The 23,547-nt window shown below is 60.1% G+C and carries 24 protein-coding genes and 1 other RNA gene; 6 read left to right on the forward strand and 19 right to left on the reverse strand.

Annotated elements, in window-relative coordinates; genetic code table 11:
* Nucleotides 1-14 precede the first annotated feature (14 nt).
* The gene (locus tag HDF16_RS02590) at nucleotides 15-1,523 is read left to right on the forward strand and encodes an amino acid permease (RefSeq protein ID WP_246408727.1); all 1,509 of its coding nucleotides are present in this window, start codon (nucleotides 15-17) and stop codon (nucleotides 1,521-1,523) included.
* Here HDF16_RS02590 and HDF16_RS02595 read toward each other — a convergent pair whose 3' ends face one another.
* Nucleotides 1,524-2,093: a hypothetical protein gene (locus HDF16_RS02595; RefSeq protein WP_184213594.1), complete on the reverse strand. Its 570-nt coding sequence runs from the start codon at nucleotides 2,091-2,093 to the stop codon at nucleotides 1,524-1,526. It lies immediately after the preceding gene.
* A gap of 135 nt (nucleotides 2,094-2,228) precedes the next feature.
* Between HDF16_RS02595 and add the strand changes: the two genes are divergently transcribed.
* Nucleotides 2,229-3,266, forward strand: a complete 1,038-nt coding sequence (add, locus tag HDF16_RS02600; RefSeq protein ID WP_184213595.1) for an adenosine deaminase — start codon at nucleotides 2,229-2,231, stop codon at nucleotides 3,264-3,266.
* Nucleotides 3,267-3,275: 9 nt separating this feature from the next.
* Here the strand turns inward: add and HDF16_RS02605 are convergent, their stop codons facing one another.
* Together HDF16_RS02605 and HDF16_RS02610 are read right to left on the reverse strand one after the other, a co-directional pair.
* Nucleotides 3,276-3,689 (reverse strand): VOC family protein, encoded by a 414-nt coding sequence (locus HDF16_RS02605; protein ID WP_184213596.1) that lies wholly within the window; start codon nucleotides 3,687-3,689, stop codon nucleotides 3,276-3,278.
* A 51-nt stretch (nucleotides 3,690-3,740) separates the two neighbouring features.
* Nucleotides 3,741-4,190 carry a helix-turn-helix transcriptional regulator gene (locus tag HDF16_RS02610; protein WP_184213597.1) on the reverse strand — a complete coding sequence of 150 codons (450 nt, stop codon included), beginning with the start codon at nucleotides 4,188-4,190 and terminating at the stop codon, nucleotides 3,741-3,743.
* 166 nt (nucleotides 4,191-4,356) lie between these two features.
* Here HDF16_RS02610 and HDF16_RS02615 point away from each other — a divergent pair, with 166 nt between their 5' ends.
* The 3 genes from HDF16_RS02615 (at nucleotide 4,357) to HDF16_RS02625 (ending at nucleotide 7,902) form a co-directional block, all read left to right on the forward strand.
* Nucleotides 4,357-5,499 (forward strand): hypothetical protein, encoded by a 1,143-nt coding sequence (locus HDF16_RS02615; RefSeq protein WP_184213598.1) that lies wholly within the window; start codon nucleotides 4,357-4,359, stop codon nucleotides 5,497-5,499.
* Entirely contained in the window at nucleotides 5,381-6,301 is a 921-nt protein-coding gene (locus HDF16_RS02620) for a hypothetical protein (RefSeq protein WP_184213599.1), read from the forward strand. Before HDF16_RS02615 ends, HDF16_RS02620 begins: the two co-directional genes overlap by 119 nt.
* 92 nt (nucleotides 6,302-6,393) lie before the next feature.
* Nucleotides 6,394-7,902 (forward strand): sensor domain-containing diguanylate cyclase, encoded by a 1,509-nt coding sequence (locus tag HDF16_RS02625; RefSeq protein WP_184213600.1) that lies wholly within the window; start codon nucleotides 6,394-6,396, stop codon nucleotides 7,900-7,902.
* 23 nt (nucleotides 7,903-7,925) lie between these two features.
* On the opposite strand, the gene HDF16_RS02630 is transcribed toward HDF16_RS02625, so the two are convergent.
* From HDF16_RS02630 to HDF16_RS02700, 15 genes are all read right to left on the reverse strand, one after another.
* Nucleotides 7,926-8,513 carry a hypothetical protein gene (locus tag HDF16_RS02630; RefSeq protein WP_221312434.1) on the reverse strand — a complete coding sequence of 196 codons (588 nt, stop codon included), beginning with the start codon at nucleotides 8,511-8,513 and terminating at the stop codon, nucleotides 7,926-7,928.
* Nucleotides 8,514-8,595: 82 nt separating this feature from the next.
* Nucleotides 8,596-9,615 carry a VWA domain-containing protein gene (locus HDF16_RS02635; RefSeq protein WP_246408599.1) on the reverse strand — a complete coding sequence of 340 codons (1,020 nt, stop codon included), beginning with the start codon at nucleotides 9,613-9,615 and terminating at the stop codon, nucleotides 8,596-8,598.
* A 157-nt stretch (nucleotides 9,616-9,772) separates the two neighbouring features.
* On the reverse strand, nucleotides 9,773-10,930 hold the full coding sequence (locus HDF16_RS02640; RefSeq protein WP_184213602.1) for an RluA family pseudouridine synthase: 1,158 nt from the start codon (nucleotides 10,928-10,930) through the stop codon (nucleotides 9,773-9,775).
* 2 nt (nucleotides 10,931-10,932) lie between these two features.
* Entirely contained in the window at nucleotides 10,933-11,700 is a 768-nt protein-coding gene (locus HDF16_RS02645) for a prolipoprotein diacylglyceryl transferase family protein (RefSeq protein ID WP_184213603.1), read from the reverse strand.
* A gap of 16 nt (nucleotides 11,701-11,716) precedes the next feature.
* Nucleotides 11,717-11,903: non-coding RNA, 6S RNA (gene ssrS / locus HDF16_RS02650), on the reverse strand.
* Between the two features lie 61 nt (nucleotides 11,904-11,964).
* On the reverse strand, nucleotides 11,965-13,068 hold the full coding sequence (locus HDF16_RS02655; protein ID WP_221312436.1) for a TlpA family protein disulfide reductase: 1,104 nt from the start codon (nucleotides 13,066-13,068) through the stop codon (nucleotides 11,965-11,967).
* 69 nt (nucleotides 13,069-13,137) lie between these two features.
* Complete coding sequence (locus tag HDF16_RS02660) at nucleotides 13,138-13,515, reverse strand: cell division protein ZapA (RefSeq protein ID WP_184213604.1); 378 nt, start codon at nucleotides 13,513-13,515, stop codon at nucleotides 13,138-13,140.
* A gap of 18 nt (nucleotides 13,516-13,533) precedes the next feature.
* Nucleotides 13,534-13,794 (reverse strand): hypothetical protein, encoded by a 261-nt coding sequence (locus tag HDF16_RS02665; RefSeq protein ID WP_184213605.1) that lies wholly within the window; start codon nucleotides 13,792-13,794, stop codon nucleotides 13,534-13,536.
* 240 nt (nucleotides 13,795-14,034) lie between these two features.
* Complete coding sequence (pheT, locus tag HDF16_RS02670) at nucleotides 14,035-16,125, reverse strand: phenylalanine--tRNA ligase subunit beta (RefSeq protein WP_184213606.1); 2,091 nt, start codon at nucleotides 16,123-16,125, stop codon at nucleotides 14,035-14,037.
* An 88-nt stretch (nucleotides 16,126-16,213) separates the two neighbouring features.
* Nucleotides 16,214-17,311 (reverse strand): phenylalanine--tRNA ligase subunit alpha, encoded by a 1,098-nt coding sequence (gene pheS / locus HDF16_RS02675; protein ID WP_184213607.1) that lies wholly within the window; start codon nucleotides 17,309-17,311, stop codon nucleotides 16,214-16,216.
* A gap of 282 nt (nucleotides 17,312-17,593) precedes the next feature.
* Nucleotides 17,594-18,175, reverse strand: a complete 582-nt coding sequence (locus HDF16_RS02680; protein WP_184213608.1) for a YceI family protein — start codon at nucleotides 18,173-18,175, stop codon at nucleotides 17,594-17,596.
* 97 nt (nucleotides 18,176-18,272) lie between these two features.
* Complete coding sequence (locus HDF16_RS02685) at nucleotides 18,273-18,977, reverse strand: pirin family protein (RefSeq protein WP_184213609.1); 705 nt, start codon at nucleotides 18,975-18,977, stop codon at nucleotides 18,273-18,275.
* Between the two features lie 55 nt (nucleotides 18,978-19,032).
* Nucleotides 19,033-19,536: a MarR family winged helix-turn-helix transcriptional regulator gene (locus HDF16_RS02690; protein ID WP_184213610.1), complete on the reverse strand. Its 504-nt coding sequence runs from the start codon at nucleotides 19,534-19,536 to the stop codon at nucleotides 19,033-19,035.
* Nucleotides 19,537-19,615: 79 nt separating this feature from the next.
* Nucleotides 19,616-20,074: a hypothetical protein gene (locus tag HDF16_RS02695; protein ID WP_184213611.1), complete on the reverse strand. Its 459-nt coding sequence runs from the start codon at nucleotides 20,072-20,074 to the stop codon at nucleotides 19,616-19,618.
* A gap of 80 nt (nucleotides 20,075-20,154) precedes the next feature.
* Nucleotides 20,155-20,586, reverse strand: a complete 432-nt coding sequence (locus HDF16_RS02700) for an organic hydroperoxide resistance protein (protein ID WP_184213612.1) — start codon at nucleotides 20,584-20,586, stop codon at nucleotides 20,155-20,157.
* 195 nt (nucleotides 20,587-20,781) lie between these two features.
* On the opposite strand from HDF16_RS02700, the gene HDF16_RS02705 reads away from it, so the two are divergent.
* On the forward strand, nucleotides 20,782-21,279 hold the full coding sequence (locus tag HDF16_RS02705; protein ID WP_184213613.1) for a nucleoside deaminase: 498 nt from the start codon (nucleotides 20,782-20,784) through the stop codon (nucleotides 21,277-21,279).
* Nucleotides 21,280-21,284: 5 nt separating this feature from the next.
* Here the strand turns inward: HDF16_RS02705 and HDF16_RS02710 are convergent, their stop codons facing one another.
* Nucleotides 21,285-23,540, reverse strand: a complete 2,256-nt coding sequence (locus tag HDF16_RS02710) for a xanthine dehydrogenase family protein molybdopterin-binding subunit (RefSeq protein WP_184213614.1) — start codon at nucleotides 23,538-23,540, stop codon at nucleotides 21,285-21,287.
* Nucleotides 23,541-23,547 lie beyond the last annotated feature (7 nt).

Genomic DNA, 23,547 nt, shown 5'->3' on the forward strand with positions numbered 1-23,547 from the left:
AGTCGATCGACAAGCTGATCTCTGAGTCGGAACGTCCGGAGAACGCCCTTACCAAGCACCTAGGCCCGGTTTCACTCACCGCCCTTGGCATCGGCGCGGTCATTGGCTCGGGCATCTTCACGGTCATCGGGACGGCCATCGGCGGCAATCCTTCTAAGATCGCCGACTGGAAGGGCTCGCCGATCATCGATCTGATTCTGCACCATGGGGCCGTTGCGGGACGCCCTGGCGCAGGTCCGGCGCTGGCCCTATCGCTGGTGCTTGTAGCGATCGTCTGCGGCCTTACCGGCCTCTGCTATGCGGAGCTCGCCAGCATGATTCCCATCGCTGGCTCCGCCTATACGTACACCTATGCGACGCTCGGCGAGCTCATCGCCTGGATCATCGGCTGGGACCTCATCCTCGAGTACGCCTTTTCGAACATGAGCGTCAGCGTCGGCTTTGCCGCGCATATCGTCGACCTGATGGACTGGCTCGGCATCCACCTCGACCCCAAGTGGCTGTCGCCTGCGTATCTTCCGCTGGGTCTGCAGGATCTCGCCGGTAAGGACATCTTCGCTGCGGGTTGGCACTTCGGCTTCGACATTCCGGCGTTCATCATCGTCCTGCTGCTCACCGTGGTGCTCGTCCGGGGCATCCGCGAGTCAGCCCGCACCAACAACATCATGGTGCTGGTCAAGATCACCGCCATCCTGCTGTTCATTGGCTTCGGACTGTCGTTCGTCCACCCGTCGAACTACCACCCCTTCTCGCCGAACGGCTTCTCCGGTGTGCTCGCTGGTGGATCGATCATCTTCTTCACCTACATCGGTTTCGACTCGGTATCGACTGCCAGCGAAGAGTGCAAGAATCCGCGCCGGGACGTTCCCATCGGCATCGTCGCCACGCTCATCGTGTGCACCATTCTCTACATCGGTGTAGCCGCCGTGCTAACCGGCATGGTGCCCTGGCAGACGGTCGCTGGCGACGGCGCACCGGTGGTCAATGCACTCAAGCGACTCTCCCTCACGCCCGGCGGAGAACGCCTGCACTGGGTGCGGCTGATCGTGGTGCTGGGCGCACTCGTCGGCATGATCTCTTCGATCCTGGTGTTCCAGCTTGGCCAGGCCCGCGTCTGGTTCGCGATGTCGCGTGACAAGTTGCTGCCCGATGTCTTCTCCCGCATCCACCCCAAGTACCGTACGCCCGCGTTCGCCACCTGGGTCGCGGGAATCCTGGTCGCGATCCCTTCGGGCCTGTTCGACGTCGGCACCTTCGCCGAGATGTCGAACATCGGCACACTCTTCGCCTTCGTCCTCGTCTCGATCGGCGTTATTGTTCTGCGCGCCAAAGATCCCGCCCGTCACCGCGGCTTCCGCGTCCCCTTCGGTCCGCTCATCCCCATTCTCAGCACGCTCTTCTGCATCCTGCTGATGGCCGGCCTGCCCGCTATTACCTGGGTACGCTTCTTTGTGTGGCTTGTGATTGGCTTGCTTGTGTACTTCTTCTACAGCCGCAAACGGAGCGAGTTCTACGAAGGGTAGCTACTCCTCGATGTAGCGCCTCACGGTAGGCGCGGGGTCGACACCGCTCTCCCCATTCGCTCCCGCGCCTGTCCGGAATCCCCAGTCGTCCTGAAGCACCAGTCCCTGCGGCTGTACGTCACCGTAGGCCGATACCGTACTTCCCTGCCCGACTACGATCCCCCCATGCCCGTAGATCGGCCCATGTTCCTGCGCGATTACGTCGCCTGGCAGGGCTTCAGTTCGCTGCATCGGCGCCGACCACCCCTTGATGTTAATCTTCGGATCGGCCCACTCATGCGCGCTCGGGTCACGCGGAATCAACCCGAAATGCCCTCGCACGAACGGCCTCGGATGTCCCGAATCGACAATCCAGTCCGCCACCGCCTTGTTGCACTTATTGCTTCCGGGCCGATACCAGCCGTTCCACTTCGCCGCCTCGTAAGCTGTATCGCCCTGATGTCGCAGCGCTATGACGGCAAGTGTCTCGGCGTTCGTCGGAGCATGCTTCCACATGAGCACAACGGTTCCCGCAGTAACCAGCAACACGAGAATCCCAACAGCGGCAGAAGTTCGTTTGCTCCGAACCATCCCGAGATCGTACCCCAACTACTACCATTCGCTAGTGCCTAACCTTGAACGTCCGAGCATCAAGGTTCCCGCATCCACCTTGCAAGATGCATTGCTGTCTGCTCCTTTCCGCGCCGAACCCATTAGACTAAGTTGATGCCGCAGAAGCGCACGAAAGCGAAGCTCGAGATCGATGTCCCCACTTGGCTGAAGGGTCTGCCTAAGGTCGAGCTCCATCTCCACCTCGAAGGCACGATCCTCCCCGCGACTCTGCTCGAACTAAGCAAGCGCCACGACGCCGAGCCGCTCACCGCCGAGGCCGCCCGCAAGCTCTATATCTACGAGAACTTCCTCGGCTTCATGGCCTCGTTCAAAGAAGTCTCCGCGCGCCTGAAGGGCCCGGACGACTACGAGTTGATCACCTACAACATGGTCCGGGAACTTGCCGCTCAAGGTGTCGTTCACGCGGAAGTCTACATCTCCTTCGGCATCATCTACTACTGGAAGAACGCCGAAGTCGAACCATACGTCGAGGCCATCGAGCGCGGCCGCATCCGTGCCGAAAAAGAGTTCGGCACCACCATCTACTGGCTCATCGACGCAGTTCGGCACTTCGGTGCGGAAGAAGCCTCGAAGGTCTTCCGCAAGGCCGCCGAGCTTCGCGCGCAGTATCCGAGCATTATCGGCATCGGCATAGGCGGCGACGAAGCCCGTGGTAGCGCCGACCTCTTCCGCGAGAGCTACGCTGAAGCCAAGGCCGCAGGGCTCCGCCTGACTGCCCACGCCGGCGAGACGATTGGCCCCGAAAGCATCTGGTCCGCCATCAACATCGGCGCGGAGCGCATCGGTCACGCTCTCGCAGCGCAGCACGATCCCGAACTGCTCGAAGTGCTCGCCACCAAGCAGATTCCGCTCGAGCTGAACATCACCAGCAACATCCGGACGGGGTGCTGCCCAGACTTCGACCAGCACCCCGTCCGCGACTACTTCAACTCCGGCCTGATGGTGACGTTGAACTCCGACGACCCACCGATGTTCGGCAGCAACCTGCTTGAGGAGTACATCCTCGCACACGATAAGTTCGGCTTCACCCTGGACCATCTCCGCGAACTAGCCGCGAACGCCGTCGAAGCCAGCTTTCTGCCGCCGGAACGCAAGCTCGCGCTACTGCGTTCCGTGGAACTCTACAGCTAGGGCCAGGATTTACTTTGGCCGTTCACTGAGCGAGAACCAGTTTCCGGAGTCGTCCTGAAAGACGGCCGAGAAGCCATAGAACTCGTGGGCGGGCTCCTTCTTGAAGTGGACGCCCTTGGCCTTGAGCTCCTCGTAGGTAGCGAGCATGTCGTCGCACAGGAAGGTTCCGAAGCCGAAGGTGCCCGCGGCGACAAGTTCGCTCATCTTCGCTGCGGAGCTCTTGTCGAACATCATCTTGTCATCGATCGCCATCAGGGTAATTTCGAGATCGGGTTGCTCAGGCGGGTTGACGGTAAGCCATCGGCCCTTCGGCCCCATCTGCGCATCGGTGTTTACCTTGAAGCCCAGCTTGTTGACGTAGAAGTCGTAGGCGCTGTCCTGGTCCAGCACAAAGATGCTTGTGTGGTTCATCTTGGTGATCATTTGCTGTCCTCCATTGAGTCACGTTCTGGATGACTATAGCGTCGGGCACCGCTACGTCGCTTCTCGAGTATTGCTATTCTCGCGGCCTGAGTAGAGCGCTGCAAAGCATCCGGGAACGAAGCTGAGTGGGGCCTTATCCATCCTCTGCCGTCTTGCGAGTCTCTCTCGCTGGAAGGTCGAAGGAGTGACGCCCGTCCGTCGCTTGAAGAGACCTGTGAACGACCCAAGGCTGTCAAACCCCACAGACAGGCACACCTCGGTCACGGGCATACCGGTTTCGAGCAGGGCCTTCGCCTTATCTACCCGAACGGCGGTCAGATACTGATGCGGTGTCTTCCCGTAGATGTCCCTGAACGTACGGATAAAGTGATACTTCGAGTAGCAGGCCTCGTCCGCGATATCGGTGGCATCGATCCTCTCCGCCGAATGTGCGTCGATGAACAGCTTCGCCTGCACGATGCGGCGATAGAGGTAGAGCTTCGGGAATTCCTGATCCGGCATACGTGCTCGTTTCTAGGCTTGCTACCGCGTCAGAAATTGTAACAAGCCAGACGCTGATTCCTTTTAGTAGGATGTTGCTGATCTCCGGTGCAGCTTTCCAACTGCGCTTGAGGTGCAAGCCGTCTCCTCATTCGAAAGATTCTCATCTCCCCATCAAAAGGCATCTGTGAAGACACTGATCGCGGTAGTCATTCTCCTGCTCTTCGGAGCTTCAGCTTCATCGTTTGGCCAAGCCGATGGGATTCTACGGTCTCTAAAAAACGCCACGCTGACTGCCACCGGTACAGGCACTCTTGTTACCCGCACAAATCATAGTGCGCCAGTAGAAATGACCTTTACCGACTGCCAGGGCATCGGCGTCAACCGCGAGCACGATCAGTGGTGGATCCTTCCCATCAATGCAGCGGGTTCAAGGATTAAAGCCAACAAAGGCCTTTGGATTCTTCCTGTAGACGCTGAGTCAAAAGACAACTCCTGGTATCTCGAACTGAGCGGAGGTGACGTACTTGCGACAAAGACCGAAGGTGGGTTGAGGGTCGTTCTGAACGCCGACAGCGTTACGGCTTACAAGGCAGAGGCTCGACCCCACAGCGATCCCTTTCGCAACCGGTTCTCAATCAAGATAGGCGAGAACACACAGATCGAAAATGCGCTGGCGGGATTCTACTGGGGCACGATGCTTCCCTCCGTGGTGGAGAAGACCATGGCGGCAAACTTCCGCTACAGCAGCGGCTATGTCCTCAGCACGCTGAACACCTCCGCCTATGCAGGATCTTATCCAGCGGTCGATCACGAGTTCCAGATCAAGGGCCGGCTGGCGATGGGCTCCGAGGCCGATCTCGACATCGTGAAGCGAATGATCGAACTTCAGTTCAAGCTGATGGATGACGACCCGGAGCATCTCTCCCGCGCTCCCACTTCGGTGCAGCCGGATGGTTCACGCGAGTACCACGTCCGCAGAAGCAGCATTGGACGACAAGCAGAACGCAGCCATGTTTCCGCTCACGGCAAACATCGAAGTGATCGAAGAGGCGTGGCACTTCTACGAGGCTCGCAAGGATCTAGCCTGGCTGCGGAATCACATCGGCAATCTGGAACGCGCGGCGGCATGGACTCTCGCAAGCGTGGACCAGTATGGGCGAGTCTGGTCGGATGTCTACTACGAAGACCAGGTGATCGAAGATGGCCGCGTGACGCAGTCGCAGGCCTTCGCGGCAAACACCTTCAAGCTGCTTGCCGTCATGGAGAATCTGCTGGGACGACAGGCGAAGGCCGCCAGCTACGCCGCCACGTCGAAGAAGCTCGCTGACGCACTCATCCTTCCAATACCTGATGGATATTGGGACGATAAGAATCAGCGGTTCATTGACTGGGTTGACCGTGACGGGAAGGCTCACGACCACATCCACCTCCTGGCGAATACGGTTCCCGTAACCTTCGGCTATGCGACACCGGCGCAATCTGCCGCCGTGCGTCGGCTGGTTGAAGAGAATGCCGGCCAGTTCGAACGCTTCCCAAGCTTTGTCGCCGCGGACATCGCCGGATATACGAAGTCCGAGATCGGCAACGGTGGTCCCTACGACCTCAGCGCCGCAGGTCGCTACTGGTATTGGGACGCCGCCTTCCGAGCGTCGCAGAAGCAGGATGGTGTTCTGCTCGACCAACTCAAGGCAGTCGCAGCGGAGGGCGCGAAGGACAACTACTTCATGGGCGAGCGCTATGACATGGACTACGTCTACTACATCGACGGCAAGAACGCCCATGGAGCGGGCAAGTACTACGAGTATCCGAATGTCTACTCCGCCGTGCTGATCTCGAAGTTCCTTGGCCTAACCATCCCCGCCGATGCCGATGTCTCCGTCGCTCCTCACCTTAACAGCTATGGCAACGTCGAGTTCAACGAACCCGCATACGCTCTGCGCTACAGCTATGACGCAGATGGCTTTGTGCTGAAGAATCTCTCCAACAAGCGGCGGCGGTTCAAGGTAGATCTGTCCGCACTCGGCGGAACGACCATGCTCTATCGGCTAAACGGCAAGACAAGCGCAGCGTTTGCTGGCCCGATCACACTTGCTCCGCAAGAAGAGGCTCGGTGGGTGCGCGAGAAGTAACTGCCGGGTCATTGTGGAAGTGCTCACCCGGTAGTTCGAAAAAGAGTTGAAGTACCGCCCCGATCCGCCGATGTTCTTCTCGGAGGATCGACTTGGGACTGGCCACGAAGATCCAACCCAGACTAAGAAGCTTCGAAGCGCGGGTTCGCATTTGGGGCCGCCGCCGTCCCTTGCTCCAGACGATCGCGATCGTGCTGGTCAGCGGACTTGTGTACGGCATCGCCTTCCGGCTCGCCATCAGCACGTTCCTGAGGGACAACCTGTCCGTCTGCTGGCCGATTGTGGGCCTCCAGGTAGCTTTCTTTCTGCGCACGCCCCGGCGGTTCTGGCCGCAGATGATCACCGGTATGGTGATCGTCCAGGTCACGCTCGAGTGGTCGCAGCCGATCGACCAGGTCGTCTCCGACACGGTCAGCGATGTCGCCGAACTGCTGATCGCGGCCTATTGCCTGCCTCCGCTGAATGGCGTCTCGCGGTGGATCAAAGAGCGGGGCCTGTTGAAGAGATTCATCGTCTGGCCCGCGTTGCTGGGTCCGGCGATTACCGGCTTTCCAGTCGCCGCCGCGTACTCCCGCGATCTCGACCTGCATGTCTCTTATTGGCCCTACTGGGCGCGCTGGTTCACCGGTGACGCGATCGGCATCGTCCTCTGGCTTCCTCTCGGAGTCATTCTGATCAGCCGCGAGACCTACGCTCTCTTTGCCTGGAAAAACCTGTCCCGGACCCTGGGGTTGCTCGGGACGTTCAGCCTGGTGGGCTGGGCTCTCTTCAACTACAAGCCGACTCCCATCGCCTTTCTCCTCATGCCGTTTCTCCTGCTCATCGCGTTCAAGCTTGGCTTCAGCGGTTCGGCCATCGCCGTCAACATTCTGAGCATCGTCTCCGCCAAAGGAACCTTGCACCGCCTCGGCCCTTTCGGATCGATTCAGGAGCCGTACAGTGTCACCGCGCTTCAGGCCTTTCTTGCCGTCTCCATGCTCATGTGCTTCCCGGTCAGCATTCTCCAGCTTGAACGCGACGACTTCGAACGGGAGACGAGAGAGGCTTACGAGCGGATGGAAAAACTCGCCATCAGCGACGGCCTAACGGGTCTCGCCAACCGTCGCCGGTTCGACGACATCTTCGACCAGGAGTGGCGTCGAGCCATGCGCGAAGGCGAGCCGGTGGGGGTCATGATGATCGACGTCGACTCCTTCAAACTCTTTAACGATTTCTACGGACACCTTGCGGGAGACCAGTGCCTGCGGAACATTGCGGACTCGATCCGGAGCACCGTCAATCGGGCCGGCGACCTGCCTGCCCGTTTCGGGGGAGAAGAGTTTGTCGTCCTCATGCCCGGAACCGACCTATTCGGAGTCCTCCAGGTGGCCGAGGTGCTGCGCTACCGTATCGAACTTTTGCGACTCGAGCACAAGCGCAGCCTGCATCAAATCGTCACAGTGTCTGTCGGCTGCTGGAGCGCCATTCCAAAGATAGGGACTTTGCCTGCGTCGCTGATCGAGGCCGCGGATCAGGGACTATATTCCGCCAAGCTGAACGGTCGAAACCGCGTCTCCACGATCTCCGCAGAGATCGAAGAAGCTGCTGTTCGGGCAAGCTGAGTATTCAGCCGCGTCGTCGCTGCCTAGCGTCCGTTGGGAGCGGGAACCATTACGGCGTTCGGATCGACTTTCGGAATGCCGAAGTGCCCGCTGAGATGAATAAGATCCAGTGGCCTGAGGTCGCCAGCTACCTGAATCACGTTCATGTCCCTCGGCGACCGGATGAGCACCGTCACGTCGTCGATGTCCGCCCCGGAGAAGTGCAGCCACAGATCCGTGACGTTCGTCTTCGGTTGAGCAGAGTTCGCTGGCGACTGGTTGCCGTTCACTAGGTGCTTCCATCCGGCCGCGTGGTACGACTCCACCAGCGCCGCCATCGCCTCCGGCGTGTAGAAAGCCGGCCGGGCGTAGCGGTAAGTATCGAAGCTGATGCTGGTCACCGCTGCCGCCGCGCGTTGCGCGTCGAGGCCGCCAGAGGCCAGAAACCCTTGCGCAACCTGCATCATGGAGCGGTCGAAGACGAAGCCCGTATGCGTCGCTGGCTGGTCGGCAAGATCGCTGAAAGTTGGCGGTGCCACCCGCGTCACCGGAGCCTGGGCCCCGGCAAAGCCCGAAACAGTTGCGAACGTGAAGGCGAGAACGGAGGGCGCAAGGACTCGAAGCATTCGCATGGCAATTCCTTTACAGGATTAGACCCATGAAATTCCGATGAGTTTCCTTGCGCGCTGCATTTTTTGCAGCCGCGACGAATCTCTACTGCGGCTTCGGAGCGAAGTACCCGGAACGCGTCCGCACCTGGTAGCGCTGGTCGAGGGCGTGCAGGTAGATCGTTCGGAACGATCCATCCATCTTGAAGTTCGCGGGCCGGTAGATCAGGAGGTATTGGCTGCGCAGCTCTTCCTCGATGTTGCGGAAGCCCGTCGCTACGTCCTCAATCCTTACCGGGTAAAAGGCTCCGCCGCCGGTCGCCTGCGCGATCGTCTTCAGGACGTCGTCTCCCTTGCCCTTGGTCGCGCTGATGTTGGTGCTGATCGCATAGACAATCGTGTCTGCACGCTGGCACATCTTAATGGCGTCGCTCTCTTCCGCGCGGCTGTAGTTGTCCTCGCCGTCCGAGACCAGAATCAGCGCCTTGCGGACAGAGTTCGTCTCGCGCAGCGTCAGCATCTCGTCGCGGCAAGTCTTGTAGAGCGCATCGAAGAGTGCCGTGCCGCCGCCGGGTCGCAGCTTGCGGATGCCCTGGTTGAGCAGGTCGATGTTATTGGTGAAGCCCTGCGCGACGTCCGTCTGCACGTCGAAACCTTCGATGAAGGCGCGGTCGTTGGTGTGCAGCACCTGCAGGAAAAACTCAATCGCGGAGTCCTGCTCAAACTGGAAACGCTGCCGGATGGAGCTGCTGGTGTCCAGCATGATGCCGACGCGCAGCGGAAGATTGGTCTGCTGGGTGAACTGTTTGACCGAGATGGGCGGACGCCCGTCATCGAGAAGGCCGAAGTTCTCCTGCCTGAGGCCGGTAATGAAGTGGCCCTTCTTGTCGGTGACGGTGAAGATCTGGTTGACTTCGTCCGTCTCAACCTGCAGCGTGAAGACTGGCCCCTGCGACGGCTGGTCAGACTGCGTCTGTCCTCCAGCCGGAGCTCCGCCCGGCGCTGGACTCGTAGTCTGAGGGGCGGTCGGAGTTGGAGCGGGAGTCGTTGGCGCAGGAGCGCTCTGAGGCGCGGTTGACGGCGTCTGGGCGGGCGGCACGGCAGGCGTCTGGGGGTCGGCCGACAAATCAACAGACGGCGCAACGGACACGAACGAATGCGCGGGCGACGTTACGTGCGCGCAGCCTGACAGAAAAACGCCGCACAACGCTGGCAGAAAAATCGTTGCAGGAATCCTGGTACGGCGAAGAAGATCGTTCACGAGTATCACGGGGTTGAGTGTATCAACTTACGCCGACTTTCTGCTCAGGCCCTGCTTCCAATGCGGCAAGGAAGCTAGTCAGCTCGACCGGCAGAGGCGAGCGCATGTCCATGGTTTCGCTCGTCTTGGGGTGAACAAAGACCAGGTGCGCGGCGTGCAGGAAGTTCCGCTCCAGCTCCAAGCCGTCGTCGCCCTTTACCGGCGGGTCGGCATGGATATGGTGCGGCGCTCCATAGAGAAAATCTCCCACCACCGGATGCCCCAGCGACTGCATATGCACGCGGATCTGGTGCGTCCTGCCGGTCTCGATCTTTACCTCGACCAGGGTAAACGGCCCGTAGGGGGTCTTCAGCCGCTTCACCACGGAAACATGCGAGACGGCCGAACGCGAGCCAGGGTCGGACGCTCCTCTCCGGGTTGTCATCCGGGTTCGCCGGATCAGGTCGCGGGCGATCGGCAGGTTGACCGTTACGTGATCCTTCGCAAGATGCCCATGCACCAGCGCAAGGTAGGTCTTCTCGACGCGGCGTTCGGAGAACATCGTCCCAAGCTTGCGGTGGGTGGAGTCGTCCTTGGCCACGAGAATGATGCCGCTGGTCTGCTTGTCGAGGCGATGAACGATGCCGGGCCTCAGATCGCCGCCTACTTCAGACAGCTTGCCCAGATGAAACAACAGCGCGTTCACCAGTGTCCCGCGATTGCGCTCATCGTCAGTCGCGCCGGAGCCCGCATGGACCATCATGCCCGCAGGCTTATTCACCACGGCTAGATACTGGTCTTCGAAAATAATATCGAGCGGAATGTCCTCAGCAACCGCGTGAAGCGGAGGAGGCTGCGGCTCGCCTTCAATCTCAATCGATTCGCCCCCAACCAGCTTCTGCTTCGCCTTGCCATCTTTGCCATCGACACGCACTTGACCGGACTCGATCAGCAACTGCACACGTGCCCGGGAGATGTCAGGAATCGCCTGCGCCAGGTACGCATCGAGCCGCTTCCCAGCCGCCTCCGCAGCAGCGGAAAATGTTCGTACACCATCCTCAAAGGTCGAGTCACCATCGTCCTCAAGATCGAGGACGGGAATTACAACCTCGGGCACCGGTTCCGCGCCGCGTGTCGCGCGATACTCCTTGCGCACCGAGTGGTGCCGCTGCCCCTTAGGCAGCATGTTCTTAGACGGCATCGCTATCCTTCTCTCTCATCTGGCTCATGGATCTGGGCATGGATCTGGGCGTAGAGCCGTGTCACGACGCGATAAAGGAGCGCGCCGCCGACTGAAATCATCGCTAAAGCTATTATCTGTGATGGATCGATGGGCAGGCCCGGCAGCAACTCCGAAGGCAGCCGATAGAAGTCGATAAAGAAGATCGCCAGCCCGCCTGCCGACAGCGCTAAACCCGTCGCTTCGCCCCCACGATAGCCGGAACGCAGTGCGTTAAGCACGGCCAACAAGATCACAAGAGCCGCCACCAGCGTGTACACCTCAACCGGCTGCGGAGACAATGCAGCGCCAACCGGCATACCGTCCCGCGTACCTTCGAGCAGATAGCCCACGTTCACAAACGCCCACAACAGCGCAGCCGAGGCAGAACAGTTATCCATCAGCGGCAGCAGGGGGATTCCACGCCAACGCACATAACCGTACACCAGCGCGGCGCTTACCGCGATGCCCAGCGACGTCAGCGACGGCACTGCCAGCAATAGAAAGGGATATTTCAGAAAACTCTTGAAGTTAAAAGCGACCAGCAGCAGCCGCGAGACAACAAAGACCGCCGCCACCGCGAGCATCGCCGTATTCCACACGCGATCTGCGTCGAGCCCGACGCGGCGCGCGCTCCACTGCGTCAGCGACAGCGCAGCCATCAGACCAACTGCGACCACCACGCCGAAGACAGGAATATGCAGATGGCCGAATTGAAGAAACGTTGTATGCACGTAAAGGGATTCAGCCAAGGAAGGAGTAATGCAAAGCCGACCCACTGGGCCGTGCGTCGAGTCGCTGGTGAACCCGTCTAAGACGGTGGGATCCCGCCGTGGCTCTTTAGGCTTTCCGGACTGGCGGACATAGCACACCGAGCCATATCTACGAGCTGGACCCCTGTTCAATGATTATTGGTTCAACCAGCGTTGGTCGCGCACCTGCTTTGCAGGCCGGCCTCTGAATTGGATGCTAATCGCGACCGCTCGGATTAGCAAGGCGGTCCCGAGCATTCAATTTCATTCCGTTCCCGACGCCATCGCGACTGGCTTCGCTCCCGATGCCTTCGCCTTCGCGATGAGCTTCTTCAATCTGCCCTCAACATCAGAACCGGATCCCATCATCTCTGCGGTCAGAACACCGTCCGCATCGATGGTGAAGTAGTGCGGGATCGATTGCACTCCAAACTGTTTGCCCAGTTCGCCATTTGCGTCGCGATATTGCACCCACGTCATCTCGTGCTTGGCGATGAAGTCCTTCCACTTCGCTTCGTCTTTGTCGTCGCTCACGCTGATCATCACCAGCGGTTCGCCCGCGAACTCCTTTGCGATCTTCTTGAGATGCGGCAGTTCCTCATTGCAGGGCCCGCACCACGTCGCCCAGAAATCGATCAGCACCACGCGGCCGCCCATCTCATCCAGATTAAACTTCGTGCCATCGAGCGCCACCACGGTAAACGCCGGTGCCATCTTCGCCGTGGAGAGCGCGGGATTCTCAGCAAAGTGCTTTGCGCGGACGTACGCCGGGTCGTTTGGAGCAATGCAGCTCAGGCAGGTCTTGAACTCAGCGCTCGCCGAGTCCATACGGTTCAACCGCGCCAACACCTCGCCATCGAAAAAATGCGCGTTCACGTTCTTCGGATAATCCGCGATCGCCGCCTTGAACGCCGCATCCGCAGCCTCCAGCTTGTCGACCTTGTTCTTATCGCCTACTTCGAAGAGGATCGCCCGCCCCCGGTCGCTCTCCGCAAGCGACTTCTCCACGGGAGTCCGTGATGCCTGCTCCATCAGGGAAGCAACGCCGATCGCGTCCTTGTACTGCCCAGTCTTTATCTCCAGATCGTATGCCTCGACCAGGCTCTTGCGGTCCTTGCCTCCGGCAACCTTGTTCGCCTTCTTGTATGCGTCGATGGCGAAGGCGTACTGCCGCTCCCGCGCCAGCTTCTTACCCTCGGCCATCGCCGCAAGGTACTTCGGATCAGAGATTGTGTCGGAGGCGCTTTGTATGGTCGCAGCCCGAGTCGCCGGCTTGTCTTGTCCGTGCGCTGAAGGGAGAGATGCGAAAAGTGAAACGAGGCAGGCTGCAGACGAGGCGACAACAACAATGCGGCGATGGGCGGTCAATGAGGCTCCGGGAGACGGCTAGGGTCACACCATCTTCGCCAGAAGTCGCTCAAAGATCAAGCCAAATACTCAGCCTACCCGGCGATCCTCAAGCACCTCGTCCAGCATGCCCGAGAGCGAATGCGCCCGGCTTTGCATCGAGTTTTCTACACTGTGTTGCGAGCCTGCGAGTTCGTCGTACTGCTGCCGCAGCGTGCAGAGTTCATCGGCGATATTCAGCGCCGCAAGCACCGCCACCCGCAGCGAATCTACGGTGCCGCCGTGTTCCGAGACGGCGCGCATCTTCTCGTTCACCATCGCTGCAAGATTTTCGATGTACTGCGGATCCACTCCGCGCAAGTGATAGACCTGGTCGTAGATCTCCACGCTCACTGCGGGAGGAGCAAAGATCGGCTCTAGCGGCTCGGTCTCGAACTCAGTATCGGGGATCGTCGGACTCTCCTGCATCGGTGTACCTCCGTCGAACTAGAGCAACTCGTCCATCTGCGACAACATGCCTTCGATACGCTGACGAATCGCCTCACGCTCTTGTGTCAGCGTCGCATTCAGTGTGGTCACCTGCGACTCCGTCTGCTGGCTCTGCGCCGCGAGCTGAGCGCGGAGCGTGACGACCTCAGCCTCGGCCGCAGCGCGGGCCTCGCGCTCGCGTTTAACAATCTCCACGGCGCGGAGCACTTTCTGCTCGAGTGCCTGAAACTCATCGAAGCTGATACCGCTGTCACTCATTACTAAAGTATAACGTCGCGGCGCAGGAATTTCATTGATAATTTCCGGTTTCCTTCGAGGCTTCTTGCCGGTTTCTTCGGCATTTGTCCCGGTCTGATCCGGTGGCCAACTGGCCTGATACCTGTCCCGCCCTGTGCCCCATTCATCGCGCCTTTGTCCCTCGCGATGAGTGGGTCTTCGCGCGGGAGCACGAACCGCTCTCTCCCGCACGAACACCATGCCCGTCCCGTCCGTAAAACTCTACTGTCCGTCCCGCAGCACTCCGCCAAGATTCGACAGTGACGCGATGATTGCGGACCACCAGCCCGTCAGTTCGTCCTCTCGCAGCGTCCGGGTACTGGACTGGAAGACGCACCGTAGCAGCAGCGCATAGTGCCCGGAAGCCACGTTCTTGCCCTTGGCATCTCGGAAGACCTCCACTGGCGCGAGGCTTGTCAGCTCTTGAATGCCCAGAGCTTTGATCGCCGCAGCGATGGTCTGCCAATACATGGCATCGGGGAAGATAAAAGAGAAGTCCCGTTCCACGGCCTGATAGCGCGAGAGCTCCCGCGCCATCACGTTCTTCAGCGGCAAGGTGTAGAGAAAGGCGAGATCCACCTCGGCAAGGAATACAGGTTGCCGTAGCTTCCGCGCATCGCGCTCCGTGGCGGTCAATTCGCCAATGACAGCGACGAGCTTTTCGCCAACGTAGAGCGAAGCCGAACGTCCCGCCTCCAGCCACTTCGGAGCCTCGGCTGCGATCTTCACCGCAGCGTGGTCGAAGAGCGTGAACAGTGACTCCACTGCCCCTTTCAACTCATAGAAGCCCGCATCCGCAGCGGGATAGAGCGCGCTCGCGGCACCGGTTCCGGTCAGCCCCAACGACAGGCTTGCCGCCTCGTTCACTGTCTCCGTGTTGCCGGCGAAGACCTGTCCCTGCTCGAACAGCCGCACCTCGCGCACATCGCGATTCAGGTTGTTCGCCAACATCGTCACCATCCCCGGAACCAGCGATGGCCGAAGCAGAGTCGCCTCATCGGAGAGCGGATTTTCCATGGCGATCGTTCCCTTGCCCGCGGTGCTGGCAAAGAACAAATCGCTCTCCGCCTGCGATGCGAATGTGCTCGAAATCGACTCGCTGAAACCGAGAGCAAGCAGCCGTGAACGCACCGCAGCTTCGGCAGCAGCCGTGGGTTGCGCGATTACCACTCCCGGCGAGGGCAGCGTGTTTGCGAACTTGTTATAGCCGTAGACACGCGCAACCTCTTCGACCAGGTCGATCTCGCGCTCCAGATCGAGCCGCCAACTTGGCAGCATCGCCTTAAAGAGATCGCCTGTCTGCGCCTCCAACGTACAGCCCAATGAAGTCAGATACTGCGCCACAATTTCCCTTGTGATGCCCTCGTCCGCAAGAGTCGTGCCTAGATGCCGTTGGACTTCCTTCACCGACAGCGAGATCGCCGTCCGCGACGCAGTCTTCGCAGCGATCTCCGGTACAACGATGTCAACAAGCTCACCCTCAACATATCCGCCCGACTCAAGAATCAGCTTCGAGACCAACCTATTCGCAATAGGCGCGGCGTTGAAGTCCGCACCACGCTCGAAGCGGTGGCTCGCGTCAGTATGCAGGCCGTGACGGCGCGAACTCTTGCGAATGCTCGCCGGATCGAACCATGCTGCTTCGACGAGAATGTTCTTCGTCTCAGCCGTAATCATCGAATCCCAACCGCCCATCACGCCAGCCAGCGCCAGCGCTTTGCGCTCGTCGGCCACGACAAGATCATCAGCTTCAAGGATGCGTTCGGTGCCATCGAGCAGCTTCAGTTTCTCGCCCTTGTGCGCCAGACGAACGACGATGCCGCCCTCGATCTTGTCGAGGTCGAACGCATGTGTCGGATGGCCCATGCCGAGCAGGACAAAATTGCTCGCATCCACCGCGTTTGAGATCTGCTTCTGCTGCAGCAGCGAGAACATCTCCGCGACCACGCCGGTGCTTGGCGCGATCTTCACATCGCGCAGAACCTGCGCGGTGAAGCGTCCGCAGAGGCCGGGCTCCTCAATACGCACCGGGAACGCCGCTGCGCTGTTCGCGGGAGGCAGAGTGGCATTGAGGGAAGCGAGTGGCAGATCGTAGATCGTCGCCGCCTCGCGAGCGATGCCGTAGTGGTTCATCGCGTCGACGCGGTTGGTGGTGATATCCATCTCAAAAAGATGCCCGTTGCCGTCGCCCAGCGAATGCACGCCTTCAACTGCAATGCCGCGCAGCGTTAGGTCTTCAGCAAGCTGCGTGTCATCCACTTCAGCAGGAATATTCGGCACATACGAACGGAGCCATTTGGTAAGAATGTTCATAGTTGTTTCGCTTGTCTAAATCCGTGGAGCTTCGAACAGAATGCGGGGATTCTTCGCTGCGCTCAGAATGACGGCAGCATGAGGGTGGCTAGGCGAACTGCTCCAGAAACCGCATGTCGCCACTGTAGAAGTGTCCGATATCGGAGACGCCGTGCTGGATCATCGCGATGCGCTCGACACCCATGCCGAATGCGAATCCGCTGATCTTCGCTGGATCGTACGCGGGCGACGTCTCCCCTGCCAACGCACGCTGCTCGTTGACCGCTGCGAAGACCGCCGGGTCGACCATACCGCAGCCCAACAGTTCAATCCATCCCGAGTGCTTGCATTTGCGGCAGCCCTTGCCGCCACAGAAGATGCAGCTTATCTGTACGTCCGCGCTCGGCTCTGTAAACGGAAAGAAGCTGGGGAAGAATCGCGTCTTTACCGCCGATCCGAAGAGCGCCTTCATAGCGTGGTCGAGCGTTCCCTTCAGATCGGAGAAGGTGATGTTCGTGTCGACGCAGAGGCCTTCCACCTGGTGGAAGATCGGCGAGTGCGTCGCGTCCGCAGCGTCGTTACGATGCACCTTGCCCGGAATCACGATACGTATCGGCGGAGCCTGCTCCACCATCGTGCGAATCTGCACCGGGCTGGTGTGGGTGCGCATCAGCAGGCGCTCGCGCGCCGGCTTTGATTGCTGGTCCGCGATGATCAGCGTGTCCTGCGTATCGCGCGCTGGGTGGTTCGGAGGGAAATTCAGCGCCTCGAAGTTGTAGAAGTCCGTCTCCACCTGCGGTCCGGTGTTGGTGCCGAAGCCGAGATGATTGAAGACCTGCACAATCTCGTGCATTGTCTTCAGCAGCGGATGCTCAACACCCGGAGCGCGAACCGCTCCCGGCAGGGTGATGTCGATGCCGCGAACCTGTGCCGTAGCCGCGACCGGAGCCTCAAGCGCCGCCTCGATCTGCTGCTTTAGCTGGTTGAACCGGATGCCCAACGGCTTGCGCGCTTCCGCAGGCGCGGACTTCAGCCACGCCTCGCTGATCGTCTTCAGCCGCCCCTGCTTGCGACCCAGCCAGTGCAGCCGAAAAGCTTCGGCGTCCATCGTTGCGACATCGGCGGTCGCCTCGGCCATCACGCCTGTGAAGGCCTGGTCGAGCGTCGCATCGTCATAATTTTCAAGGAGATTTACAGCGTCACTCATGCACTATCAAAGATAAATGATTGACAGAGACTTGTGTCCTGCCGGACGGGCGCCCTGCGCGGACGGCGGGCGCTACGCGCGCCTTTTTAAAGCTTCGCATGGCCCTCCCGTTGGTCGGGATCGAATCTCATTTTGCGACCAACGGGAGCACCACGCGAAGCGGTATACAAGTCACGAAGTGACCGCCCCGCGCGCAGCGGGCCCGTCCGGCAGGACATCTCTTCTCCCAAAAAGCAAAACGCCTCGTGCTTGAAAGCACGAGGCGTTTCGCTTTGGAGATTTTTACTTCTGGTCAGCTTCCACGTCGATCGTGAACTTCACTTCGTCGCCGAGGATCGGCTCGCCGAACTTCGAACCGAAGCCGAAGTCGCTGCGCTTGATCGTTCCGGTCGCCGAGAAGCCCGTCACCAGGCCGCCTTGCATGCCCTTTACCGGGGCCGTCGGGCCGTCTACATCGAGCGTCACCGACTTGGTCACGCCAGCCAGCGTCAGGTCGCCAATGACCTTCAGCTTGCCATCGGCGCGTACCACCGAGGTCGACTTGAACGTCAACGTCTGGAACTTATCGACGTTGAAGAAGTCGGGCGATTTGAGGTGCTTGTCGCGGGCTTCGTTGTTCGTGCTCACCGTGCCGGCATCGATAGTCGCGGTGACGCTGGCCTTCGAGAGATCCTTCTCATCCCAGGTCACGCTGCCGACGATGCCGCTGATCGAGCCACGGACGGTGCTGACCGCAGCGTGGCGAATCTGGAAGTTGACTTCACTGTGGTTCTTGTCGATGGTCCAGGTGGAGGTCTGTGCAAACGCGGTCGTTGCTGAAAGAACAACGCCTGCGACGAGAGCGATAAAGTTGCGACGGTTCATGGAAGTGTCCTCGTAAGAAAGTCTGTGACTGTTACGTTTCGTCCTGGCAACCAGAAAACATGCTGGTGCCGCTTCAGCCAAATCCACCGCGCAGGCTTTATTGCAGGTCGAAGAGGAGTATCTCACTCTTCGGTGTACCCTGTGCGGCAATCTTCAATACCTCTTCGGAGTCCACAGCAACCGCGTCTCCCGTGGAAAGCTTTTCGCCGTTCACCGAGACCTCTCCATGGATCACATGCAACCACGCATGACGGTCCGCGCCGAGCTCGTAGCTCAACTCCTTGCCCGCCTCCAGTTCCGCTACCGAGACCTTCGCGTCCTGGTTCAGCGTCGCCGCTCCCGGCGTCGGCACAGACGAAGCCAGCACCTTGAACCGGTTCTGCTTCTCCTCCGCCTCGAACTTCAACTGCTCATAGGCAGGCGCCGTTCCGCGAGTCTTTGGCTCAATCCAGATCTGCAGAAAGTGCACCGGCTCCGTATCGGAACCGTTGAACTCACTATGCACCACTCCGCTGCCGGCGGACATCTTCTGGATCTCGTTCGGCCCCAGCAACTCGGTGTGGCCCATGCTGTCCTTATGCGCCAGCTTGCCGCTCAGGACATAGCTCAGGATCTCCATGTCGCGGTGTGCATGCGCTCCAAAGCCGCGGCCCTGTGCCACGCGATCTTCGTTGATGACGCGCAGCGAGCGATAGCCCATGTGCTTTTCGTCGTAGTAATTGGCGAAAGAAAACGTGTGGTGCGAATCCAGCCATCCATGATCAGCGTGGCCCCGTTCCTTGCTCTTGCGAATCGTAAGCATCTTACTTCCTTCCTTTCACTGCTCTCACTCTGCTGCCCTTGCTAAGCGGATCGAATCAAGTGACCTTGCCGCCATGGCCCGGCAGCGGTGGCGTTGCCGCCTGCGCCGCGAAGCCAATCTTCTTCAATGCCACGTACAAAACCTTGCGCTCTTCTTGCGAGATCCCGGTGGAGATGTTCTCGAGATCGTCCACATGCTGGGCGAATAAATCCTCGATAAATCGTCTACCGTCGCAGGTCAGGTCAACCAGCCGAACCCGGCGGTCCTCCGCGCTCAGGCTGCGGTGCACCAGCTTTCGCTCTTCTAAACGGTCGATCGCGGAGGTCATCGATGCGCTTGCCAGAAGAACTTTTTCGCCAATCGCCGAGATCGTCATCGGCCCCTTGTGCAGCAGGGCCTCCAAGATCATGAAGTCCGTCAGGCAGAAGCCTTTCAGCCCCATCGACCGCTCGATGAACGTGCCCACCGAAGCCGAAGCCCGCGCCAACACCAGCCATAACTTTGCGGCGGTGATCTTTTCCCCGCCCGTTGTTTCGGCTTGTGTCTCTTCGGATCGCATCTCCCAACTCCTACGACATAAGATATCTCGACATCGAGATAAGATTCAAAACTTCTAGAAGTTCAGAAAGGACGCTGAATCAGTCTCCCGAAAGCTGCCCCAGCGTCTTCATCGTGTCGGCCAGATCACCACTAGGCTCTACGAGGGCTCGGGGCAGTCCGACCGAGATTTCGGCCTCCCGCAGTGCACCCTCGACCAAAGCCTGTGCCGCCGTACGCTGTCCGTCCGGACCAGCTTCGGTGAAGGTCCACCCACGTTTGCCGGCCAGCCCACCCTCGGACAGCAGTTCCAGTAGCGGCCCCAGCTCCTCCGCCACCGGCTCCGAGTGCTCGAGCCCGACTACGACCGTATCCGCCCACTCCAGATCTGCCCTCTTGATCGTTCCATAGGACTGGTGACCCACCTCGGGAGCTCCTGGCGCGGCCAGCCGTCGCAGCCGGATCAGCCCCTCCGACTCGACCGCTCCCACAGCCACCGCAAGCGCGAGCCGCTCGATAGGCTCGGTGTTCGATTGGAAGAGGATCAGTACATGGCTCATATGCAGACGAGTCTACCCTCCTGAAACAGAAAAGGCCCGGCGCACAGATCGCCGAGCCCTTTCGTTCCTTTGCTGCCTGGCTAGACGACAGTCAGCGTCACATCAACGTTGTTACGGGTTGCGTTCGAGTACGGGCAAATCACATGGGCCGCATTCACCATCTCTACTGCCTTGGTGTGGTCCACGCCGCCAACATGAATTTCGAGCGTCACGGCGATACCGAATCCCTTCGCTCCATCCGCCAGCGGGCCGAACGATACCGACGAGTTGATCGAAGTCGCCGGGTCGAGCCGTTCTTTCGCTTCGCCAGCCACGACCTTTAGCGCGCCGAGAAAGCATGCCGCATATCCGACAGCAAACAACTGCTCGGGGTTGGTGCCTTCGCCCGTGCCGCCCATCTCCTTGGGGATCTGCAGCTTTACGTCGAGCTTGCCGTCGTCTGTCTTTCCCGCTCCATCGCGGCCGCCGGTCACTGTTGCATGCGCTGTATAAACTGCCTTCTCAATTGCCATGGTGTCTCATTTCCTTTCAAAGTTACTGGTGTTCGATGCGCCGCTACCGCGTCAGGCTTCGGCAGTGCCCGCACCATCCCACGGTCCATTTTGAAACAAGTAGTAGGCCGCCGCCGTTCATCCTACACTTCCGTTGTTAGACTGGAGCGCATCATCCTGAGAGACAGGACGAGCGCGGCAACTTTGGGGGCAGTGATGGCGAAGAGGGATGACTTCAACGAAGAGGACCTTGTTCTGCTACGGCGCGCCATCGCGCTCGCTGGCGAAGCCCGAAAAGACGGTCGCCATCCCTTCGGTGCGCTCATCGTCAATCAGTGGGGCGAGACCGTGATCGAAGCCCGGAATAACGCCGTGCGCCCCAAGGGCGATCCCACACAACATGCGGAGATGGTCGCCTGTAGCCGCGCCGCGAAGCTGCTTACAAACTCGGAGCTCGGTCAGTGCACTCTCTACACCAGCACCGAGCCTTGCGCGATGTGCGCGGGGGCCATCTACTGGACCGGGATTGGCCGCGTCGTCTACGGTCTGCCAGAAGAGGGCCTGCTGAAGTACACCGGGAGCCACGAGCAGAACCCCACGCTCGACATCCCTTGCCGGGACGTCTTCGCCAAGGGCCAAAGAGTCATCGAGGTCTCCGGGCCGCTGCTCGCTGAAGAGGCTGGTAAGGTTCACGAAGGCTTCTGGACTGCGTAGACGAGCTACGCGACGTCCATCTTAGGCCCCAGCAAGTCCTCAATCCGGACCGGCAGCTCCCGAACCCGAACGCCCGTCGCGTGATACACCGCGTTCGTGATCGCCGCCGCAATTCCCGCCAGCCCGATCTCGCCCACGCCACGCGCGCCAAGCTCGTTCAACACCTTGTCCGGATAGTCGAGGAAGGTGACATCGATGGCCGGCGAGTCCGCGTTCGTCGTCACCATGTAATCGGCCAGATTGTTATTGAGCGGCAGGCCGAACTTCGGGTCGTAGTGCGTCTCCTCGAAGATCGCCATGCCCACGCCCATCACCACGGCCCCTTCAATCTGGTTCTGCGCGGGCTTGGGGTTGATGATGTGTCCGCCGTCGATCACCGTGACGACGCGCGAGACGCGAAGCCGTGCCGTCTCCGGCTGCCACGTCACCTCTGCAAACTGCGCCCCAAAGCTGTGCGTCGAAAACTTCTTGTTCGGATCGCCGAAGGTGCCTTTCGAGCTTCCCTGCCCCGACGCAACGCGAATGTTCGCTTTGTTCAAGATCTCCTCAAACGGCACACCCGTATCCGGCGACTTGTCCTTCAGATGCACGCGGCCATCGGTGAACGCCAGGGCATCCGGCTTCGCGCCGTCGAACTGCGTTCCCTTCGCACTGCCGGCCACGGCAAACAACGTCCCCTTTGCCTTCTCGATCGCCTCCATCACTGCGGGGACCAGCGACGCCGTCGCCCACGATCCACCGGAGATAGGCCCGGCAGGCAGTCGCGTATCGCCCAGCACCACCTCGATTCGATCATGCGGGATGCCCAGCTTCGTTGAAGCCATCTGAGAAAGCGCGGTGTAGGTTCCCGTCCCAATGTCCTGGGTCGCTGTCGACACCCGGACCATGCCGGTCTGCATTAGGTCGACTGCCGCCTGCGCTTCGGTGCGCTCCGCGATCCAGGAGCATCCGGCGACGCCCCAGCCAATCGTCAGGCCGTCCTTCTTCATCGAACCGACGCCCGGCGTGCGCTTGGCCCAGCCAAACTTCTCCGCGCCCGTATTCAGGCACTCCACAAAGTGCCGCGACGAGAAGGGCAGGTTCAACCCTTCATCCTTCTCCGGCTCATTCATCAGCCGAAGCTTGATGGGATCCATCTTCAGCCTGATTGCAAGCTCATCCATTGCGGACTCCATCGCGAAGAGCCCTGGCACCGCTCCCGGCCCACGCATGGAGGTCGGTGTACCCACATTTCGTCGTACGATCGCTGACGTCGCCCGCAGGTTCGGCGTGCTGTAGCTGTAAGGAGTCGCCTCGCTGCAGCCTTCGCTGTAGTCATCCAGAATTGACGTGTGGTTGAGCGAGTCGTGAATCAGCGCGACCAGCTTTCCGTCGGCGTTTGCTCCAAGGCGGAAACGCTGCTGCGTCCGTGGCCGGTGGCCGACGCTCTCAAACATCGTCGACCGAGCGACCACCAACTTTACGGGTCGACCAAGATTGCGCGAAGCCGATGCCGCAAGAAAAGTGTGTGGCCAGGGCCACAGCTTGCCGCCGAAGCCCGACCCAAGGAAGCGCGAGATCACGCGGATGTTCTCCTCCGGCACGCCCAGCATCTGCGACATCACGTTGCGATGATTCATCACCGCCTGGGTCGTCTCGTAGACCGTGAACCCCTGCCCATCCCAGCTTGCAACGCTGGCGTGAAGTTCGATGGGATTGTGAGTCTCGGTGGGCGTTGCATAGGTCTCGTCGATCTTCACCGCAGCGGAAGCGAACGCTGCATCGGGGTCGCCGCGATGGAAGTCCACCTTCGGCTTCTCGTCGGTCTTCAGTTTGTCGCTTACATTGTGGTCGGTCTTACTATAGGTGACCTTCACCTTGTCCGCAGCCGCCGTCGCCTGCTCGAAGGTCTGCGCAACCACCACGGCAACGTATTGCCCGTAGTATCGCACCACCTCGTCCTCGAGCGGTGGCCGCTGCTCATCGAGAATCCCAATAAATCCAGACGGGGGAGCGGCGCGATAGAGGTTGCCGATGTTGCCGTGGCTGTACACAGCCTTCACTCCCGGCATCTTCTCCGCAACGCTTGCGTCGAGCGCCGTAATCTTCCCGCTCGGAACCGTCGCGCAGACAGGAACGGCATAAAGCATCCCGGGCAGGTTGTAGTCGGAGCTGTACATCGCCGCGCCCGTGACCTTGAGCGGTCCATCGACGCGCGGGAGCTTGCCCATGGTCTTGGGCGGCGTATTCAGAGGAAGTGCGGTCGTAGAAAATGTGGACATAGTCTCT

The sequence above is a fragment of the Granulicella aggregans genome (genome assembly GCF_014203275.1).
Classification (GTDB): domain Bacteria; phylum Acidobacteriota; class Terriglobia; order Terriglobales; family Acidobacteriaceae; genus Edaphobacter.

Coding starts and splice junctions, on each gene's coding strand:
- HDF16_RS02640 (WP_184213602.1), bottom strand. CDS start 10,930: ATGCCGTCTAAGAACATGCTGCCTAAGGGGCAGCGGCACCACTCGGTG.
- HDF16_RS02705 (WP_184213613.1), top strand. CDS start 20,782: ATGGCGAAGAGGGATGACTTCAACGAAGAGGACCTTGTTCTGCTACGG.
- HDF16_RS02665 (WP_184213605.1), bottom strand. CDS start 13,794: ATGAGTGACAGCGGTATCAGCTTCGATGAGTTTCAGGCACTCGAGCAG.
- pheT (WP_184213606.1), bottom strand. CDS start 16,125: ATGAACATTCTTACCAAATGGCTCCGTTCGTATGTGCCGAATATTCCT.
- add (WP_184213595.1), top strand. CDS start 2,229: ATGCCGCAGAAGCGCACGAAAGCGAAGCTCGAGATCGATGTCCCCACT.
- HDF16_RS02685 (WP_184213609.1), bottom strand. CDS start 18,977: ATGCTTACGATTCGCAAGAGCAAGGAACGGGGCCACGCTGATCATGGA.
- HDF16_RS02695 (WP_184213611.1), bottom strand. CDS start 20,074: ATGAGCCATGTACTGATCCTCTTCCAATCGAACACCGAGCCTATCGAG.
- HDF16_RS02710 (WP_184213614.1), bottom strand. CDS start 23,540: ATGTCCACATTTTCTACGACCGCACTTCCTCTGAATACGCCGCCCAAG.
- HDF16_RS02610 (WP_184213597.1), bottom strand. CDS start 4,190: ATGCCGGATCAGGAATTCCCGAAGCTCTACCTCTATCGCCGCATCGTG.
- pheS (WP_184213607.1), bottom strand. CDS start 17,311: ATGAGTGACGCTGTAAATCTCCTTGAAAATTATGACGATGCGACGCTC.
- HDF16_RS02690 (WP_184213610.1), bottom strand. CDS start 19,536: ATGCGATCCGAAGAGACACAAGCCGAAACAACGGGCGGGGAAAAGATC.
- HDF16_RS02680 (WP_184213608.1), bottom strand. CDS start 18,175: ATGAACCGTCGCAACTTTATCGCTCTCGTCGCAGGCGTTGTTCTTTCA.
- HDF16_RS02700 (WP_184213612.1), bottom strand. CDS start 20,586: ATGGCAATTGAGAAGGCAGTTTATACAGCGCATGCAACAGTGACCGGC.
- HDF16_RS02605 (WP_184213596.1), bottom strand. CDS start 3,689: ATGATCACCAAGATGAACCACACAAGCATCTTTGTGCTGGACCAGGAC.
- HDF16_RS02660 (WP_184213604.1), bottom strand. CDS start 13,515: ATGCAGGAGAGTCCGACGATCCCCGATACTGAGTTCGAGACCGAGCCG.
- HDF16_RS02630 (WP_221312434.1), bottom strand. CDS start 8,513: ATGCGAATGCTTCGAGTCCTTGCGCCCTCCGTTCTCGCCTTCACGTTC.
- HDF16_RS02595 (WP_184213594.1), bottom strand. CDS start 2,093: ATGGTTCGGAGCAAACGAACTTCTGCCGCTGTTGGGATTCTCGTGTTG.